Annotated in this window: 10 protein-coding genes; 1 reads left to right on the forward strand and 9 read right to left on the reverse strand. The window is 57.0% G+C overall.

All coding sequences use genetic code 11. The features are described from left to right. Positions 1-2 precede the first annotated feature (2 nt). The 4 genes from R6U41_RS02495 to R6U41_RS02510 form a co-directional block, all read right to left on the reverse strand. On the reverse strand, positions 3-1,697 hold the full coding sequence (locus R6U41_RS02495; protein ID WP_410268252.1) for an FAD-binding oxidoreductase: 1,695 nt from the start codon (positions 1,695-1,697) through the stop codon (positions 3-5). 112 nt (positions 1,698-1,809) lie between these two features. After that, positions 1,810-3,366 carry a glycerol-3-phosphate dehydrogenase/oxidase gene (locus tag R6U41_RS02500; RefSeq protein ID WP_410268253.1) on the reverse strand — a complete coding sequence of 519 codons (1,557 nt, stop codon included), beginning with the start codon at positions 3,364-3,366 and terminating at the stop codon, positions 1,810-1,812. Positions 3,367-3,455: 89 nt separating this feature from the next. After that, positions 3,456-4,523, reverse strand: coding sequence for an ACR3 family arsenite efflux transporter (gene arsB / locus R6U41_RS02505; protein ID WP_410268254.1), 1,068 nt, complete (start codon positions 4,521-4,523; stop codon positions 3,456-3,458). Beyond that, positions 4,516-4,911 (reverse strand): ArsR/SmtB family transcription factor, encoded by a 396-nt coding sequence (locus tag R6U41_RS02510; RefSeq protein ID WP_410268255.1) that lies wholly within the window; start codon positions 4,909-4,911, stop codon positions 4,516-4,518. The genes arsB and R6U41_RS02510 overlap by 8 nt, the downstream gene beginning before the upstream one ends. A 279-nt stretch (positions 4,912-5,190) precedes the next feature. On the opposite strand from R6U41_RS02510, the gene R6U41_RS02515 reads away from it, so the two are divergent. After that, positions 5,191-6,594 carry a sigma-54 interaction domain-containing protein gene (locus R6U41_RS02515; RefSeq protein ID WP_410268256.1) on the forward strand — a complete coding sequence of 468 codons (1,404 nt, stop codon included), beginning with the start codon at positions 5,191-5,193 and terminating at the stop codon, positions 6,592-6,594. Between the two features lie 306 nt (positions 6,595-6,900). Here R6U41_RS02515 and R6U41_RS02520 read toward each other — a convergent pair whose 3' ends face one another. From R6U41_RS02520 to R6U41_RS02540, 5 genes are all read right to left on the reverse strand, one after another. Continuing rightward, positions 6,901-8,550, reverse strand: coding sequence for an adenylate/guanylate cyclase domain-containing protein (locus R6U41_RS02520; protein WP_410268257.1), 1,650 nt, complete (start codon positions 8,548-8,550; stop codon positions 6,901-6,903). A gap of 115 nt (positions 8,551-8,665) precedes the next feature. Further along, positions 8,666-9,478 carry a prolipoprotein diacylglyceryl transferase gene (lgt, locus tag R6U41_RS02525; RefSeq protein WP_410268258.1) on the reverse strand — a complete coding sequence of 271 codons (813 nt, stop codon included), beginning with the start codon at positions 9,476-9,478 and terminating at the stop codon, positions 8,666-8,668. Next, positions 9,475-12,621, reverse strand: coding sequence for an efflux RND transporter permease subunit (locus R6U41_RS02530; RefSeq protein WP_410268259.1), 3,147 nt, complete (start codon positions 12,619-12,621; stop codon positions 9,475-9,477). The genes lgt and R6U41_RS02530 overlap by 4 nt, the downstream gene beginning before the upstream one ends. Continuing rightward, positions 12,618-13,802: an efflux RND transporter periplasmic adaptor subunit gene (locus tag R6U41_RS02535; RefSeq protein WP_410268260.1), complete on the reverse strand. Its 1,185-nt coding sequence runs from the start codon at positions 13,800-13,802 to the stop codon at positions 12,618-12,620. The genes R6U41_RS02530 and R6U41_RS02535 overlap by 4 nt, the downstream gene beginning before the upstream one ends. A 55-nt stretch (positions 13,803-13,857) precedes the next feature. Beyond that, on the reverse strand, positions 13,858-14,845 hold a 988-nt coding region (locus R6U41_RS02540; RefSeq protein ID WP_410268261.1), incomplete at its 5' end, for a permease.

Below are 14,845 nucleotides of genomic sequence, written 5' to 3' on the forward strand. Positions count from 1 at the left end.
TTTTATCCATTCAATCCCAGGGTGCCGCCCGGGTTCATGATGTGATGGGGGTCAAAATGGTTTTTGATGGCCCGTAAAACAGCCATCTGCTCTGAGCCCAGGTGGCGCTCCATCCAGGGACCCATCATTTTTCCCACCCCGTGGTGGTGGCTCAGAGATCCGCCGTGTTCCTCGATCCGGTCGATGATTGCCCGCTGAAAGGCCAAAAAATCCTCCGTGGCCCTGGCCCGGCAAAGAAAAATAAAGTAGAGGTTGGTGCCCTGGGGATAAAAATGGGAGGCATGGGTCATGCAGATGGTCCGGGGGTGCTCCTTGATATAAGAGCGGACGCCCTGGTACAGGTGATGGAGGTTGTCCCAGGTAACCGAAGTCTCCAGGGTGTCGATGATGACGCCGTAATCGTTTAGGTCCTCGCGCATGTAGGGATCGCTGAAGCGGCCGTGCATCCACTTGTTCATGGGGTAAGCCGTCAGGTACATGCCGCCGTGTGAGCGGCAGATTTTTTTGATGTTTTTTTTCACCTGGGCTGCGAAATGCCGCTGGCCGTCGGCCTGGCCGATGAGCAGGCAGCGCCGGCCAGGGCGCTGGCGGCGCAAGGTCATCAGCCGGTCTATGGGTGATCCGGCAAGGCCGAATATTTTCATGGCCATGTCGGTTTCTTCCGGGTCGGAGATGCGCAGAATCGAGGGCATGCCAAACTCCCCCTGGCAGATTTCACGGACTGCTGCCACGGCTGTTTCCCAGTCCGGCAGCATGTAGGCAAAGGGTTGCCGGTTTTGCGGAAAATGCCGAAAGACTTTCATGGTCACCCCCACCAAAACACCGAAGCAGCCTTCGCTGCCCTTCATGATATCGTTGACCTTGGGGCCGGTGGCGGTGGCGGGAAAGGGGCGGGTGGAAAAGGTCCCGGCCGGGGTGACGTACTCCTGGCTGATGACCAGGTCATAGGCGTCGCCGTAGTAAGAAGATGCCTGCCCGGCGCCCAGGGTGACCACCCAGCCGCCTACAGAGGAGTGTTCAAAGGACTGGGGAAAATGGCCGCCGGTGTAGTGATGGGCCGCGCCAAAGCGCTTTGGGGCATTGTTTAAGGCGGCTTCATAGTCCGGCCCCATCAGGCCCGGCTCCACGGTGATGGTCTGGTTGGTTTCGTTAAACTCCAGCACCCGGTTCATATGGGTTCCCAGGGCCAGGCACACGCCGCCGCGCACGCATTCCAGTCCCAGGGTCACAGAGCTGCCGCCCCCGTATATATAAATGGGGATCTTTTTTTCGTGGCACAGGGCCACGATGGCTCGCACGTCGTTTTTGTCCCGGGGATGGACCACCACGTCGGCCAGGTTTTCGAGCCGGCCTTCCCGCAGTTTGAGAAGATCCTCCATGGCCTTGCCCGAGGAGTATTTCAGTCGGTCAAAGGTTTTGATGGAGATATTTTCCGAACCCACGATCTGCTCCAGGGCCGAGAGGGTGTCGCCCGACAGCCGTGTGGCAATGTCTGCCGGAACCGGTTCTTGCCCGGTTCGGGCCGGCTGCTTAAAATCGGCGTCAGACATTTCTATCGCTTCCTTGACGGCCCGGTAAAAGCCCGGGCCGGGGTGCTTGGTCTGATCCGGCGCCCCCCATTTAAAAATGGACCGGTATGTGCCTTTTTCCGGCGGGGTGTCGATCCAGTGGGGTGTAAAAGAGTTGCTTTTGCGCATAATATCTCTCCAGGTACAACTTTCGTGCAATGATGGCGGCGGCTATGCCGGATATCCGGTGATTTCCTTTATTCCGGCCTCCTGGATCTCCTCATTCTTTCTGTTACATTACCTATTTTTCAGGGGGGCCATAGTATCGCCGCCAGTTTTGCAGATATTCGGTTTTTTCCTTTTCCCAGCGGGCATTGTCCCAGCCCAGAGCCGGCCGGCAGAGATCGCCGATGGCATCCAGGTGTCGGCGGCCGCCTTCCGGGGCCAGCAGTCCCAGCCGCACCCGGCGCAGAAGCAGGTCGGTTAAGTGGTGCACCTGCTCATGAGCTGCGGCAAAGGCAATTTCAGCCCACAAAATACTGGTTTTTGGAATGCATTCAGCGGTGTGTTTACGGCAGAAGTCAAGGATGATATCCGCCTGGCGGCCGTAGCGGCCATACAGCCGCTGGCGGGTCGCCGGCGGCAGTGAATCCGGCAGTCTCGAATTTTCAACCGGGGCTTTAAAAACCGGATTCCGGTCCGGGGGAAGGGCGCAGTGGGGCAGATAGTCCGCGGCCGCTTTGATGGCATCCCGGGCCAGCAGACGAAATGTGGTGAGCTTGCCCCCGGTAACAGTGACCAGCCCCTGGTTTTCCCAGACCACGTGCTCCCGGGATTCATGGGAAGGATCGGCTTTGCCGCGGCTGAGCACCGGCCGCACCCCGGCAATGGAAGCAAAAGCGTCAGATTTGGAAAGGGGCCGTTCCGGCATGATAAAATTTATGCCTTCGATGAGGTAATCCGCTTCGGCAGGGGTTATGGCCGGATTAATATCCAGATCGCCGGCATGATCCACGTCCGTGGTGCCGAGGATGGCCACTTCCTCCCATGGAAACATGAAGACCGGCCGCTTGTCCGCCGGATGCATAAAGCTGACCACATGGTCTGCGGGAAAAGCCGTGCGGGGAAAAATCAGATGACTGCCGCGCAACGGCCGCAGGTGCAGTCCATGCCGGGGGGAAGGGTGCAGGGTTTCGGCCCAGGCGCCTGTGGCGTTGATGACGGCATTGGTGCGCAGTTCGGCGCTTTGTCCGGTTTCCACCTCCCGAATGGCCACGGCCGCAACCCGGCCCTGCTGATTCCGGATGATTTCTTGGGCCGGGGTGTAGTTTTTGGCCGTGCCCCCTGCGGCCACGGCTTCGTTGATCAGCCGCAGCACCAGGCGGGCATCATCCACCTGGGCGTCTTTGAAATAAAACCCGCCGCTGAGATTTTTTTGGCGAAGACCGGGAATGCGGGTGCTGATCTCGGCTGCGTCATAGGCCCGGTGCTGTTTTTCCAGGGCCATCAGGCTGTATAGAGCCAGGCCCAGGCCCATCACCCTTTTGGAGGGGCCGAAATCGGTGAACACCGGCAGGAGAAATCCCAGGGGATCGACCAGACCCGGGGCTTCGGCCAGCAGCCGCTGCCGTTCTTTAACCGAGGCGCGGGTCAGCAGGGGTTTGCCTTCTTTGAGATAGCGCAGGCCGCCGTGGACCATCTTGGACGACCGGCTGGAGGTTCCCCAGGCAAAGTCGTGTTTTTCCAGCAGCAGCACCCTGAGGCCCATGCGGACGGCTTCGCTGAAGATGCCGGCGCCGGTGACGCCGCCGCCGATGATAATCAGATCCCAGTTGCTGTTGGCTTCCAGTGGTTTCATGATGTAAGACCGCTATTGGCAGGTTGAACTGTTTTCAATGTCCGTAGGCTTTCCTTGCATGGCCTGCCGGACGCCACCGGCAACAGCTTTCATATAATCGGCGCTTTTGTCGGATCCCGGGGGAACCATTCCCGGGTGCGGATGCAGAAACGCACCAGGGCCAACATGATGGGCACTTCGATCAAAACGCCCACAACTGTTGCCAGTGCCGCCCCTGACCCGGTTCCGTACAGGGTCAGGGCAACGGCAATGGCCACCTCGAAGTGGTTGGAGGCACCGATTTGCGAAGTGGGCGCAGCATCTTCGTATATAATGCCCAGGGGCTTGCATGCAAGATAGGTGATCCCGAATATGAAAAAAGTCTGGATGATCAGTGGAATGGCAATCATCACGATAACCAGGGGCTGGCCGATGATCACCTCTCCCTGGAGCATAAACAGGGCCACCAGGGTCACCAGCAGGGCGATCTGGGAAACGCTGCCCCAGCTTTTGATGTATACCGTCTCAAACCAGTCCATCCCCTTTCGCCGGATCAGGATTTTTCTTGTAAAATAGCCGGCCACAAGCGGCACGCCCACATACACTCCCACGGTCAGGGCAAGGGTCACCAGGGGAATCGGCATGGCCACACCCAGAAGCAGGTTGCCCAGCGGCGCATACAAAACAAGCATTGTCAGTGAATTGATGGCCACCATGACCAGGGTGTGGCCCATGTTGCCGCCGGAAAGATAGCTCCAGACAAACACCATGGCCGTACAGGGTGCAATGCCCAGCAAAATCATGCCGGCCGTGTATTCATCAGCCATTTCCGGAGTGATAAAAGGCGCCCAGATCTGCGTCATAAACAGCCATGCGAAAAACGTCATGGTAAAGGGCTTGATGCCCCAGTTGACGACCAGTGTGGTCAATACGGGTTTGGGCGCTTTTGCCGCCTCTTTCACCTGCTTGAAATCAATCTGGATCATGATGGGATAGATCATCAAAAACAGAAGGATTCCGATGGGCATATTGACCTGCTGGATGGAAAGCGAGTCAATAAAATCGGCCATGCCGGGAAAGATGTAGCCGATGCTGATGCCGGCGGCCATGCAAAGGGCCACCCACAGGGTGAGGTACTTTTCCCAGAGCCCCATAACCTTGTCCTGTTTTTCAACCATTGGTCTGAATCTCCTTTTCTTTATCAGATGCCTGCCTTTGTTTCTGGGCCCTGCAAAGCTCATCAACCGGATTTGCGACGATGGTTTCAAGGGTTTTCCGGTCATCTGAAATGATCCGGGAGCCTTTCACGGAAGTCTGCACCCAGTTCAACAGGGCATCCGGAAAGTCGGATGCCAGTCTGTAATGCACCCACCGGGCGTCTTTCCGGTTTTTTACCAGCCCGGCGTTTTGCAGGACGCTCATGTGCCTGGAAACCGTTGGTGTTGAAACCTGTAACAATTCGGTGATCTGACAGACACAGAGCTCGTCATGGGTCGACAGTGCCATGACAATGCGCAGCCGGTTGCCGTCGGCAAGGGCTTTGATCTGTTTGAGTGTTTTTTCCATTGGGTCGGTTTCCTGAGAAATATAATAATTTGCTTGATTAGCTAATTTGCTAAATAATATAAACGGCCAAGCTGCTTCTGTCAAGAAAATTTGCAGCTGTTAGATAATTTTCCGCGGTGGTTCGGGCTGCTGCTCAAGCCGTAGCAAATCCGGCTGCTGATTAATTGACGGCGCGGGTGCTTTGACTTGGTCGAATTTTTCGGATATGATATTATCTTTTGACATATGGGCTTGTTCCAGCTTTAAAATTAATTGCTTTCGTCTTAACAGTGCTTTCCATTGAAAAAGACCCGAAAAACGACCAGCGGCAGCTTTGGGGAGAAAAACCCTGGGGTTTTTTGCGATATCACCTCGGTGGTCCGCTCTCCGTGCTGTACCATTCTGGAAAGCATCAGCGACGGGGTTTTCACCATAGATACGCAAAAGCGGATTACCTCCTTTAACCGGGCGGCTGAAAGCATTACCGGTTTTACCCAGGAGGAGGCGGTCGGCCAGTTCTGCTTTGATGTTTTCAGAGCCGATATCTGTGCCAAACATTGTGCCCTGGGAAAAACGCTTTCCGGCAAAGAGCCGCAGATCGATGTTTCCGCCCGGATTATCACCAGAGGCGGGGAAGAAAAGCCCATCAGTCTCAGCACCAATTTGCTTTGCGATGCCAGGGGACGGGTTATCGGCGGCGTGGAGACATTCCGGGACCTTTCGGATATACAGGAGCTCCGGCGGCAGATTGACAGGCAGTATGTAAAAGAAGACATTGTGGGCAAGAGCCCGCAAATGCAGAAGATCCTGTCTTTTCTGCCGGATATCGCAGAAAGTGACAGTGCGGTTTTAATCCAGGGGCCCACCGGCACCGGAAAAGAGCTGGTCGCCCGGGCCATTCACAACCTGAGCCAAAGAAGCAAGGGCCCGTTTGTTGCGGTCAATTGTGCGGCAATGCCGGAAGGGCTTATCGAATCCGAGCTTTTCGGCCATGTCAAAGGGGCGTTTACCGGGGCAGACCGGGATAAGTCCGGCTACTTTCTTTCAGCCGACAAGGGAACCTTGTTTCTCGATGAAATCGGGACCACGCCGTTTGCTTTTCAGTCAGACCTGCTTCGGGTCCTGGAGCAGAAAGAATTCGTCCCGGTAGGCGGAACCCGGCCCCAAAGATCCGATTTCCGGGTTATTGCTGCTGCCAACATACCGCTCAGCGACCAGGTCGCCGGGGGACGGTTCAGGGAAGACCTGTTTTACCGATTAAACGTGGTTGCCCTGGACCTGCCCCCTTTGCGGGAGAGAACCGAGGACATTCCCCTGCTGGTGAATCGTTTTATTGAGAAGTTAAACCTCAAAAAGGGAAGAAATGTCCGGGATATCAGCACCCAGGCCCTGCAGGTGCTCATGGAATACCCGTTTCCCGGAAATGTCCGTGAACTGGAAAACGCCATAGAATTTGCCTTTATTGCCTGCAAGAGCTCTGTCATCCGGCCGGAGCATCTGCCCGACAGCCTCATAAAAAATAAAACGTTTCATCCCTCGCGGCTCTCTGAAGAACAGCAGATGGAAGCCGAAAAGATCCGGGCGGTTTTGCAGCAATGTGCAAACAGCCGGGAAAAAACCGCACAGGCGCTCGGCATCAGCCGGAGCACCCTGTGGCGGAAAATGAAAAAACTCGGGATCACGCCTTCTGAAGGTGAAACATGACCGGATACAAAAAAAGCCACCATGGAACTGTCTGCCGATGGGCCCATGAAGATGGCCCGTAAGATTGCCGAGAGCAAGCCGGATGTCCTGGCTTGGGGGGATTCAGAATCTTTGCAAAGAGTGGCTTGTGCTGCGCGGCATCACTGTTTTGGACAATCAAAAAGGGGATGCTAAGGAAGCGGTGGCGCGTCTGAAGGACTCGGCATTGGGTAAAATACAATGACACATCTGAAATTTAATATAGAGATGGTAATCAATGCCTTTTATACAAAAGGCGGCTTTTAGGCCGTTTGGGCCGTACCTGCCTTAATTTTCAAAATGCTCCAGCACTTCGAAGGTTTCGATGGGTGTCGAAAACCCCTTAAAGACCCTGGCTTCCTTTGGTTCCACTGAAAACCGCATGCTCAGCATATCCCGGGTCTCCCGGGCAATCAGGATCTCGCAGCCGAATTCCTTGGTCAGTTCCTGGACCCGGGCGGCCTTGTTGACTGTGTCGCCGATGAGCGCGTAGGAAGGATGATCCCGGCTGCCGGTATTGCCCGCCAGCACCGGCCCCGAGCAGATTCCCACGCCGTGCTGAAAAGAGGGCTTGCCTGCATTTTCGCGCTTTTCGTTCAGCTCCTCGAGGCGCCGCCGCATCTTCAGGGCCGCATGAAGCGCCCGGTCCGCATGCTGTTTGACCTCTATCGGAACCCCGAACACCGCTTCGAGCTCATCGCCCACGAACTGCAGCACAAGGCCTCCTTCCTCCCGGATTGCCTCCTCCATGTATGTAAAATATGAGCGCATGCTGAGAATCACTTCCTCCGGCGGGTTGGTTTCCACGTAGCTGGTAAAGTCCCTTAAATCGGCAAACAGCATGGTGGCGATTTTTTGTTCCCCGTCCAGTGGAATTTCACCGGACAGGATCTTGTCCCGGATCTCGGGGGTCACGTAGCGGCCGAAGGACTCCCGCACCTGTTCGCGTTCGGCAAGGCCCTGGATCATTTTGTTGCCGGCCTCGGCCAGCTCGCCCAACTCATCATTGGAGACCACCTGGATCCGGTGGCTGAAGTCGCCTTGCTCCACCTTCTGGATGGCCTGGAGCATCTCCTTTAAAGGCCCCATCACGGAGCGGCCCACCAAGCGGTTGAGTCGGAAGCCGATATAGATAAAGACGCTGCAGAGGATCAGGGAAAAGATGAAAATATCGATGGCCAATTGATTGGAAAAGCCCGGGGACTTCAAGACGTCGAGAACCACAAGTCCCAGGGTGACCACAAGGATCATCATGGGGGTGAGTGTGCCGGCCAGGTTGAGCAGCCGGATCCGGCGCATGACATTGATCCGTATGGCCCCCTGCACCCGAGTGAGGCCGCCTTCCGGGAAAACCATGGGGATGCAGATGTGCCGGGTATAGTTTTCCACGATGAAAAACGACAGGCAGGCCGTGATCAGGCCGATCATCAGTGCCCAAAAGAAAGAAAGCACAGCCATGCGAAAATCCATGGCAAAGAGGTCCAGAAGCCAGGAGGACAGGAGCAGGGCGCCCGGAACGAGAATATAGACCATGAGGTTGGTGACGGCCAGGAGCATGGGCAGGTTTAGAAGCCGTCTCCGGATATCCTCCTCGTCGAAAGAGGTGGGGTTCTCCCCCTGAATGTGCATGGTCAGAAAATTGAACACCGGCCGCTGAAACCGGTATTGGAAGATGGCAATGATCACCAGAATCAGGGGAAACAGGCCCAGCAGGCACTGTATGCCGTTTCCGGAGGCAACGAGCGCCCGATGCAGCCAGCTGGAGGTCATGGGCGTAAAAAAGTTGAGTAGCAGAATAATGGCAAATCCCAGGAGGCTGGCGATGACATTGCGAAGGTAGAGGTTGAAAAAAATACGCCAGCGTGGAAATTCGCCTTTTTTAATATATTGTTTTAAATTATCCGGCTGCTGGATGTGATTCGGGGTTTCTTGGTTCATTGGCTTTCAGTTGGGCCCGGGGGGTTCGGCATCAAAAAATCAGGAAATAGCAAGCCCGGTCGCGATGACTGCTATTAAAAATTTTATCAGATGATTATTGATGACTCTGGAAGCTTTAAACACGATGGCCTCCTTCGGTGTTCAAAGGATTTGTCTTGCGGTAAAAAAACAGAAAGATTCCCGCCGCGATCATGGGCAGCGACAGCATCTGGCCCATGGTCAGAAAATTAAGGGCCACAAAGCCGAGCTGAAAGTCTGGCTGGCGGAAAAATTCGACACCAAAGCGGAAGCAGCCGTAAAGGAGTAAAAACAGGCCGAGTATGGTTCCTCGCGGGCGCGGCTTTTGGGAAAAAAACCAGAGGATCAAAAATAAAACCACCCCCTCCAACAGTGCTTCGTATAGCTGACTGGGGTGGCGGGGGATAGGCCCGGCTGCCGTCCCGGGATAAACAACAGCCCATGGCAGGTCGCTTGGCCGGCCCCAGAGCTCGCCGTTGATAAAGTTGCCGATGCGTCCGGCAAACAGCCCCGGCGGAACCAGGGGTGCTATAAAGTCTCCCAGTTCCAGGATGTTAAGCCGGTGTTGGCGTGCAAATAAGAAAACCGCGGCCGCAATACCGAGCAACCCGCCGTGAAAAGACATCCCCCCGTGCCAGATTTTTATGATCTCCAGCGGCTCGTTGATCAGCGCGGAGGTATCATAAAAGAGCATATAGCCCAGCCGGGCCCCCGCGATCAGGCCAATCAATCCATAAAACAGCAGGTCCTGAAATTGATCCGGGCCAAGGGGGGAGTGTCTGCCTGCAGCCCTTTTGCTGCCTAAAATCAGGGCTGCGGCAAACCCGATAACATACATCAGCCCATACCAGCGTATTTCCAGCGGACCGATGGCAAATGCCACCGGGACGATTTCCGGCAGAACAATCATTTATTTTCCTGCGCCAATTGAGAATCTTTCAGCCAAAGGCCCAATTTTCGGACCCCATGGCCCATGCTGTCCATGCCCGAGTAGACCACCGGCACCACGATCATGGTCAGAAACGTGCCCACCAGCAGGCCGCTTCCGGCAACGATCCCCAGCGGGCTCAAACGCTCCAGGCCCACGGCGGTTTCGAAAATCAGGGGTGATAACCCGATGATCGTTGAAAACGTGGTCATCAGGATGGGCCGGATGCGAAGCTCCACTGCCCGGACAATGGCCTCGGTTTTCTCCGAGCCCTTTTTTCTGGCCTGGATGATAAAATCGAGCAGCAGCACGCTGTTGTTGATGATAATGCCGGCCAGAAAGATCATGCCCATGGTGCCGGGCATGCACATGGGCTTGTCAAAGACCAGAAGTCCCCACATGGAGCCGGCCACGGCCAGGGGAATGGCGGCCATGATGGTTATGGGATGGGCAAAAGAGCCAAACATGGCCAAAAGCAGGAAATAGAGCAGGACAATGCCGATGACCAGGGCCTGGCGCAATTGCTTCTGGGTGCTTTTCATGTCTGAGGCTGTTCCGGCAAATTCCATGCTGTAGCCGCCGGGCAGTTCCATACCGGCCAGGGCCTTTTGGGCCATGGCCGTGACCTGGGCGATGGTCATGTCATGGTTGACGCCGGTCACATCAATGGTGGCCTGAAGGTCTTCCCGGGTGATAAAGGGGCGCTGGGTATGCGTCTTGACTTCTGCCATGGCCCGCAGGGGTATGGGGCCGAAATCCGATCCCACGTAAGCATGTTCCAGGGCCGACAGGCTGTTGCGCCCGGACAGGCCGTACTGCACCCGGATGGGAATATCGAGAAACGCTTCAAGCCGCATGGACGTGGCGGGCACGCCCTGCACGGCCGCGCTGACCTGGCGGGAGACTTCTTTTGGGGAGGTGCCGTACATGCGTGCCAAGGCCGGATCCACTGCCACGTCCACCTGTTTCTGGTCAAAATGCCAGCTTCGGCTCACATCAGTGAGGCCGCGCACGTCCTGGAGCCGCTGGATGGCTTTGTCTGCCACCCGGGAAAGGATCTTTGAATCCGGTCCGCTGATGATGATATCCACGGGCGCCTTGGTGGTGGCCATGGGCGTGGCCCCGTATTCGCTGACCCGGAAACTTTTGATCCCCGGAACCTGGCGAAGCTTTTCCCGCCAGGTTTCCTGGATTTCCCAGATGGATTCTTTTCGCTGGGTCCGGTCCACCAGGTGTACGGTGATGGCTGCAGACTGGGTGGTGGCCCCGCCGGTGCCGAAAGATATGGCCCCGGGCTCGGAGCCGATCACAGAGGAGACCTTTTCGATGCCCGGCTGGGCATAGATGATTTCCTCCACCCGGTTCAGCGCCTTTTCCACCTGCCCGATGTCGTTTGTGGCCGGCAGGTCAAATTCCACAATGGCAATGCCCGTATCCATGGGCGGCATGAGATCCCCGCCGATAATCGGAGGGATGGTCCGGACCGTGACCACGAAAAAGGCCGCAGCCAGGATCAGGGTGAGCACCCGCCAGCGCAGGGCGGCTTTTAAGATGAATACGTAAAAACGCCGGACAAAGCCCACGCCCACGTCCACACGGGAGGCCAGACGTTCGGCGGCATTCTTTTTTTCCCTTTTTCGGCCCAAAACCTTCGAGGTCAGCAGCGGCACCAGGGTCAGGGCAATGACCAGGGAGGCCACCATGGTGATGGAGATGGTCAGGCTCAGCCGGCCGATGGTGCGCTGGGGATAGCCGCCGATAAAAATGATGGGCACCAGGACCGCCACGGTGGTGAGCATACCTGCGGTAATGGCCAGAGAAATTTCCCGGGTGCCGGTATCGGCCGCGGTCTTGGCATCCGGGTTTGATTGGGCTTGAAAATGACGGTAGATGTTTTCCAGGGCCACCACGGAGGCGTCCACCACCATTCCGGTGGCCACGATCAGGCCCGACAGGGTGACCATGTTTAAGGTATAGGGCGTAAACCAGAGCACGGCCAGGGTGAACAGAAAAGAAAGCGGGATGCTGATGCCCGCCACCAGGGCGGCGCGTGCTTCAGCCAGAAAGAAAAAGATCACCGCCACGGTAAAGATCACCGCCTGGATGATTGAGAGCACCATGCCGCGCATGTTGATATCGATTAACGGCTGCTGGTCCTGGGTGATTTCAAAGGCAATGTCCGGGTAAAGGGCGGAAAGTTCCGGAAGAAAGGCTTTGACCCGCTCAATGGGGGCCACGGTTCTGCCGCCGTCGGGCTTGATGATGCCTAAGGCGATGGCCGGCTCGCCGTTTCCGTGATAGGCAGAGCGCGGCTCCTGCTCGGTGAGTTCCACCTCGGCCACATCTGAGATGCGCAGCAGGCCTGAGCCGGGCCGGCGGATCGGCAGCTGCCGGATTTGGCTTAAATCCTTGAATTCCCCTGCGATGCGCACCAGGTACTCGCTGTCGCCCGCATAAATGTTGCCTGCCGGAGCCGAGATGTTCTGTTCGGCCAAAACCGCAATGACCTCGCTGATGGAGACATTATTGGCCGCAAGCCGGTCGCGGTCCACCCGCACCCGGATCTCGGGCCGGTGGCCGCCGAACACGTCCACGTCAGCCAGGCCTTCTATGGCCAGGATCCGGTCCTGGATCTGGTTTTCCGCCAAAAGCCGGATCTCTGAAAGATCGCGCCGGCTGTCATCTTTGGGCCGCAGGGCCAGGGTTAAAAGCGGGCGGGCCGTGGCATCGCTTAAGCGATAGAGCTTGGGTTCCTGTGCGCTTTGCGGCAGATCCGCCCGGATGCGGGCCATGGCGTTTTGCACGTCCAAAATGGCCTGGCCCGGGTCCTTGGAATAGGAAAATTCGGCCATGACCGAGGAAACCTGGTCGCGGCTGGTGCTGCGGATATTTTCCAGCCCGCTTAAGGTGTTGATCTCTTTTTCAATGACTTCCGTGATCGTGTCGCTGACATCGTCGGCCGCGGCCCCGGGCTGTACCGTGACCACCACCACCTGGGGCGGAAAAGTGTCTGGGAAAAGCTCCGAGGGTGTACGCAGAAATCCGATAAAGCCCATGGCCGCCACCAGCAGGACCGCGGCCGCAACCGCATAGGGGTGATTGAGTGCCGCCCGGGTGAGATTCATTGCACGGCCTCCACCTTCTCTCCGGATGAAAGCCCGGCCCAGCCCAGGTAGGTGTTTTTGACCACCTGTGTGTCTGCATCAATTCCTTTGACCGCCGCCCGGTCCGCGGCTCGCCCCAGGAGTTGCACCGGGTTTGCTGAAAGGGTGTTGTCTTTCACCGTAAATACATGGGTCCTGCCCTGCGGACCCTCGATCAAAGCTGATGCTGGAATCAGGACTACGTCTTTGAGGTTTTCGACAATCACGGCAACCGGCAGATAGGAACCCGGGACAAGGCCGGCTGCGCCCGTCGCCTCCGGCCAGATCTCGGCCCGCATCATTTTCGCCTTGTCCATGGCCGGCTCCATGAGCCGGATTTCGGCCTTTTGCATATCGCCCTTGACCTGAAAGGCAGCGGTTTGCCCCTGTTGTACTTCGGGCAGGTCCTTTTGCGGCACGTCAAAGGCGATTTTCAGTCTGGACTGGTCCTGGACGGTGAACAAGTTTTTCGATGGGGCGGCCATGTCCCCGGGGTCTGCCAGGCGCTGGGTGACAATCCCGTCAAAGGGGCTTTTTATGGTATAATAGCCGCGCCGGGTTCGCAGTTCGGCCTTTTGTTTTTTCAAGGCATCGATCTGTTTTTCAATGGCCACGGATTTCTCTTGGGCTGCGGTCAGTTTTCCCCTGACATCGGCGGCCTTTTCCGCTGTCTGCTGGGCTTCGGATTCGGAAATCGCGCCTTTTTCCACCAGATTAAGGGCCCGCTTTTTCTCGGCCTGCCAAAACTGATGGGATTCTTTGAGGGCTTCGACCGTGGCCCGGCTGCCGGAAAGCTCGGCCCGGGTCTGCTCAATACGGGAAGAGAGCACGTCAACGGCAATTTCAACCTCTTCGGCTTCGAGTTCGGCCAGCACTTCCCCGGCCTTGACCCGGTCGCCTTCATCCACCCGGATGTCTTCCACCGCAGCGGTCACCCGGGCTGATACCCGCGCTTCATGAAACGGTTCCACCACAGCCAGGTAATCTTTTTCCAGGGTCAGATCCCCTTTTTCCGTAACAGCCACGGTCACCGGCCGGGGCCTGGCGCCGTAGGCCGGAGTCTGTCCCAGTTCCTTTTTCTTCTGCTTGACCAGAAAAATCCCGCCTGCGACCAGGCAGATGATTACAAGCACCGGAATTCCGATGCGAATAGAGCGCCGCATTCCGCTTTACTCCTTTTTCAAAATGTTTCCCTGCCGGCCGCCGGCCGGGCGCTCCCTATGCGAAAATTGCCCCGTAGGACATGCCCACGATCGTGGAGAGCACCACGATGAGACCCGCGAAAGTCCCGGTCTTTTTCCAGCCCATGACACTGCCGATGACAATCAGATTGGGCAGGGAAAGCGCCGGGCCGGCCAGCAGCATAGTCAAAGCCGGGCCCTGGCCCATGCCCGAGCCCAGAAGCCCCTGCAGAATTGGCACTTCGGTCAGCGTGGCAAAATACATCAGTGCCGAGGCAAGTGCTGCAAACAGGTTGGCCCAGATGGAGTTGCCGCCCACCAGGTCAGCAATGTATCGCTCCGGGATCAGGGCGGTTTCTCCGGGCCTGCCCAGGAAAAATCCGGCAAAAATAACGCCTGCAAAAAGCAGGGGAAAGATCTGCTTCATGAAACCCCAGGTGGAGTCCACCCACTGGGCAAGTTCATCGCGTCTGAACCAGGAATAAAGGATAAAGCCGAGGATGACAAGCAGGATGCCGGTAATGATCCACTTCAGATTGAAGATGGTTTGCCACACCATGGCCGCATCTGCAGAGGGCCTGGCAAAAGCTGCAAATATAAGGATCAGGATCAGTACCGCCATAAACATTGCCTCCTGGGCAAGGGACCTGCCGGTGTCTTCTTCTTCGGGCAGGTGCATGGCGCCGGCGGCTCTTTGCGCATCTTCCCTGCGGAAGATAAAATGCATGGAAAGGCCGATCACAGCAGCGAATACGATCGCGCCGATGGCCCTTGCAAGGCCGAGCTGCCAGCCCAGCACGCGCGCTGTGAATACAATGGCCAGCACGTTAATGGCCGGGCCGGAATACAGAAATGCCGTGGCCGGCCCGATGCCCGCGCCCCGGGAATAGATGCCGGCAAAAAGCGGCAGCACCGTGCAGGAGCACACGGCCAGGATAGTGCCGGATACCGATGCCACGGAATAGGAGAGCAGCTTGTTGGCCTGGGCCCCGAAATACTTGAGCACCGATGCCTGGGACACGAAC

It is taken from the genome of Desulfosalsimonas sp., from assembly GCF_046483245.1.
Taxonomy (GTDB): domain Bacteria; phylum Desulfobacterota; class Desulfobacteria; order Desulfobacterales; family Desulfosalsimonadaceae; genus Desulfosalsimonas.

What these genes read in the sequence shown, in the direction of transcription:
- R6U41_RS02535 (WP_410268260.1), bottom strand. Translation starts at nt 13,802, where the DNA reads ATGCGGCGCTCTATTCGCATCGGAATTCCGGTGCTTGTAATCATCTGC.
- R6U41_RS02500 (WP_410268253.1), bottom strand. Translation starts at nt 3,366, where the DNA reads ATGAAACCACTGGAAGCCAACAGCAACTGGGATCTGATTATCATCGGC.
- arsB (WP_410268254.1), bottom strand. Translation starts at nt 4,523, where the DNA reads ATGGTTGAAAAACAGGACAAGGTTATGGGGCTCTGGGAAAAGTACCTC.
- R6U41_RS02530 (WP_410268259.1), bottom strand. Translation starts at nt 12,621, where the DNA reads ATGAATCTCACCCGGGCGGCACTCAATCACCCCTATGCGGTTGCGGCC.
- R6U41_RS02520 (WP_410268257.1), bottom strand. Translation starts at nt 8,550, where the DNA reads ATGAACCAAGAAACCCCGAATCACATCCAGCAGCCGGATAATTTAAAA.
- R6U41_RS02510 (WP_410268255.1), bottom strand. Translation starts at nt 4,911, where the DNA reads ATGGAAAAAACACTCAAACAGATCAAAGCCCTTGCCGACGGCAACCGG.
- lgt (WP_410268258.1), bottom strand. Translation starts at nt 9,478, where the DNA reads ATGATTGTTCTGCCGGAAATCGTCCCGGTGGCATTTGCCATCGGTCCG.
- R6U41_RS02495 (WP_410268252.1), bottom strand. Translation starts at nt 1,697, where the DNA reads ATGCGCAAAAGCAACTCTTTTACACCCCACTGGATCGACACCCCGCCG.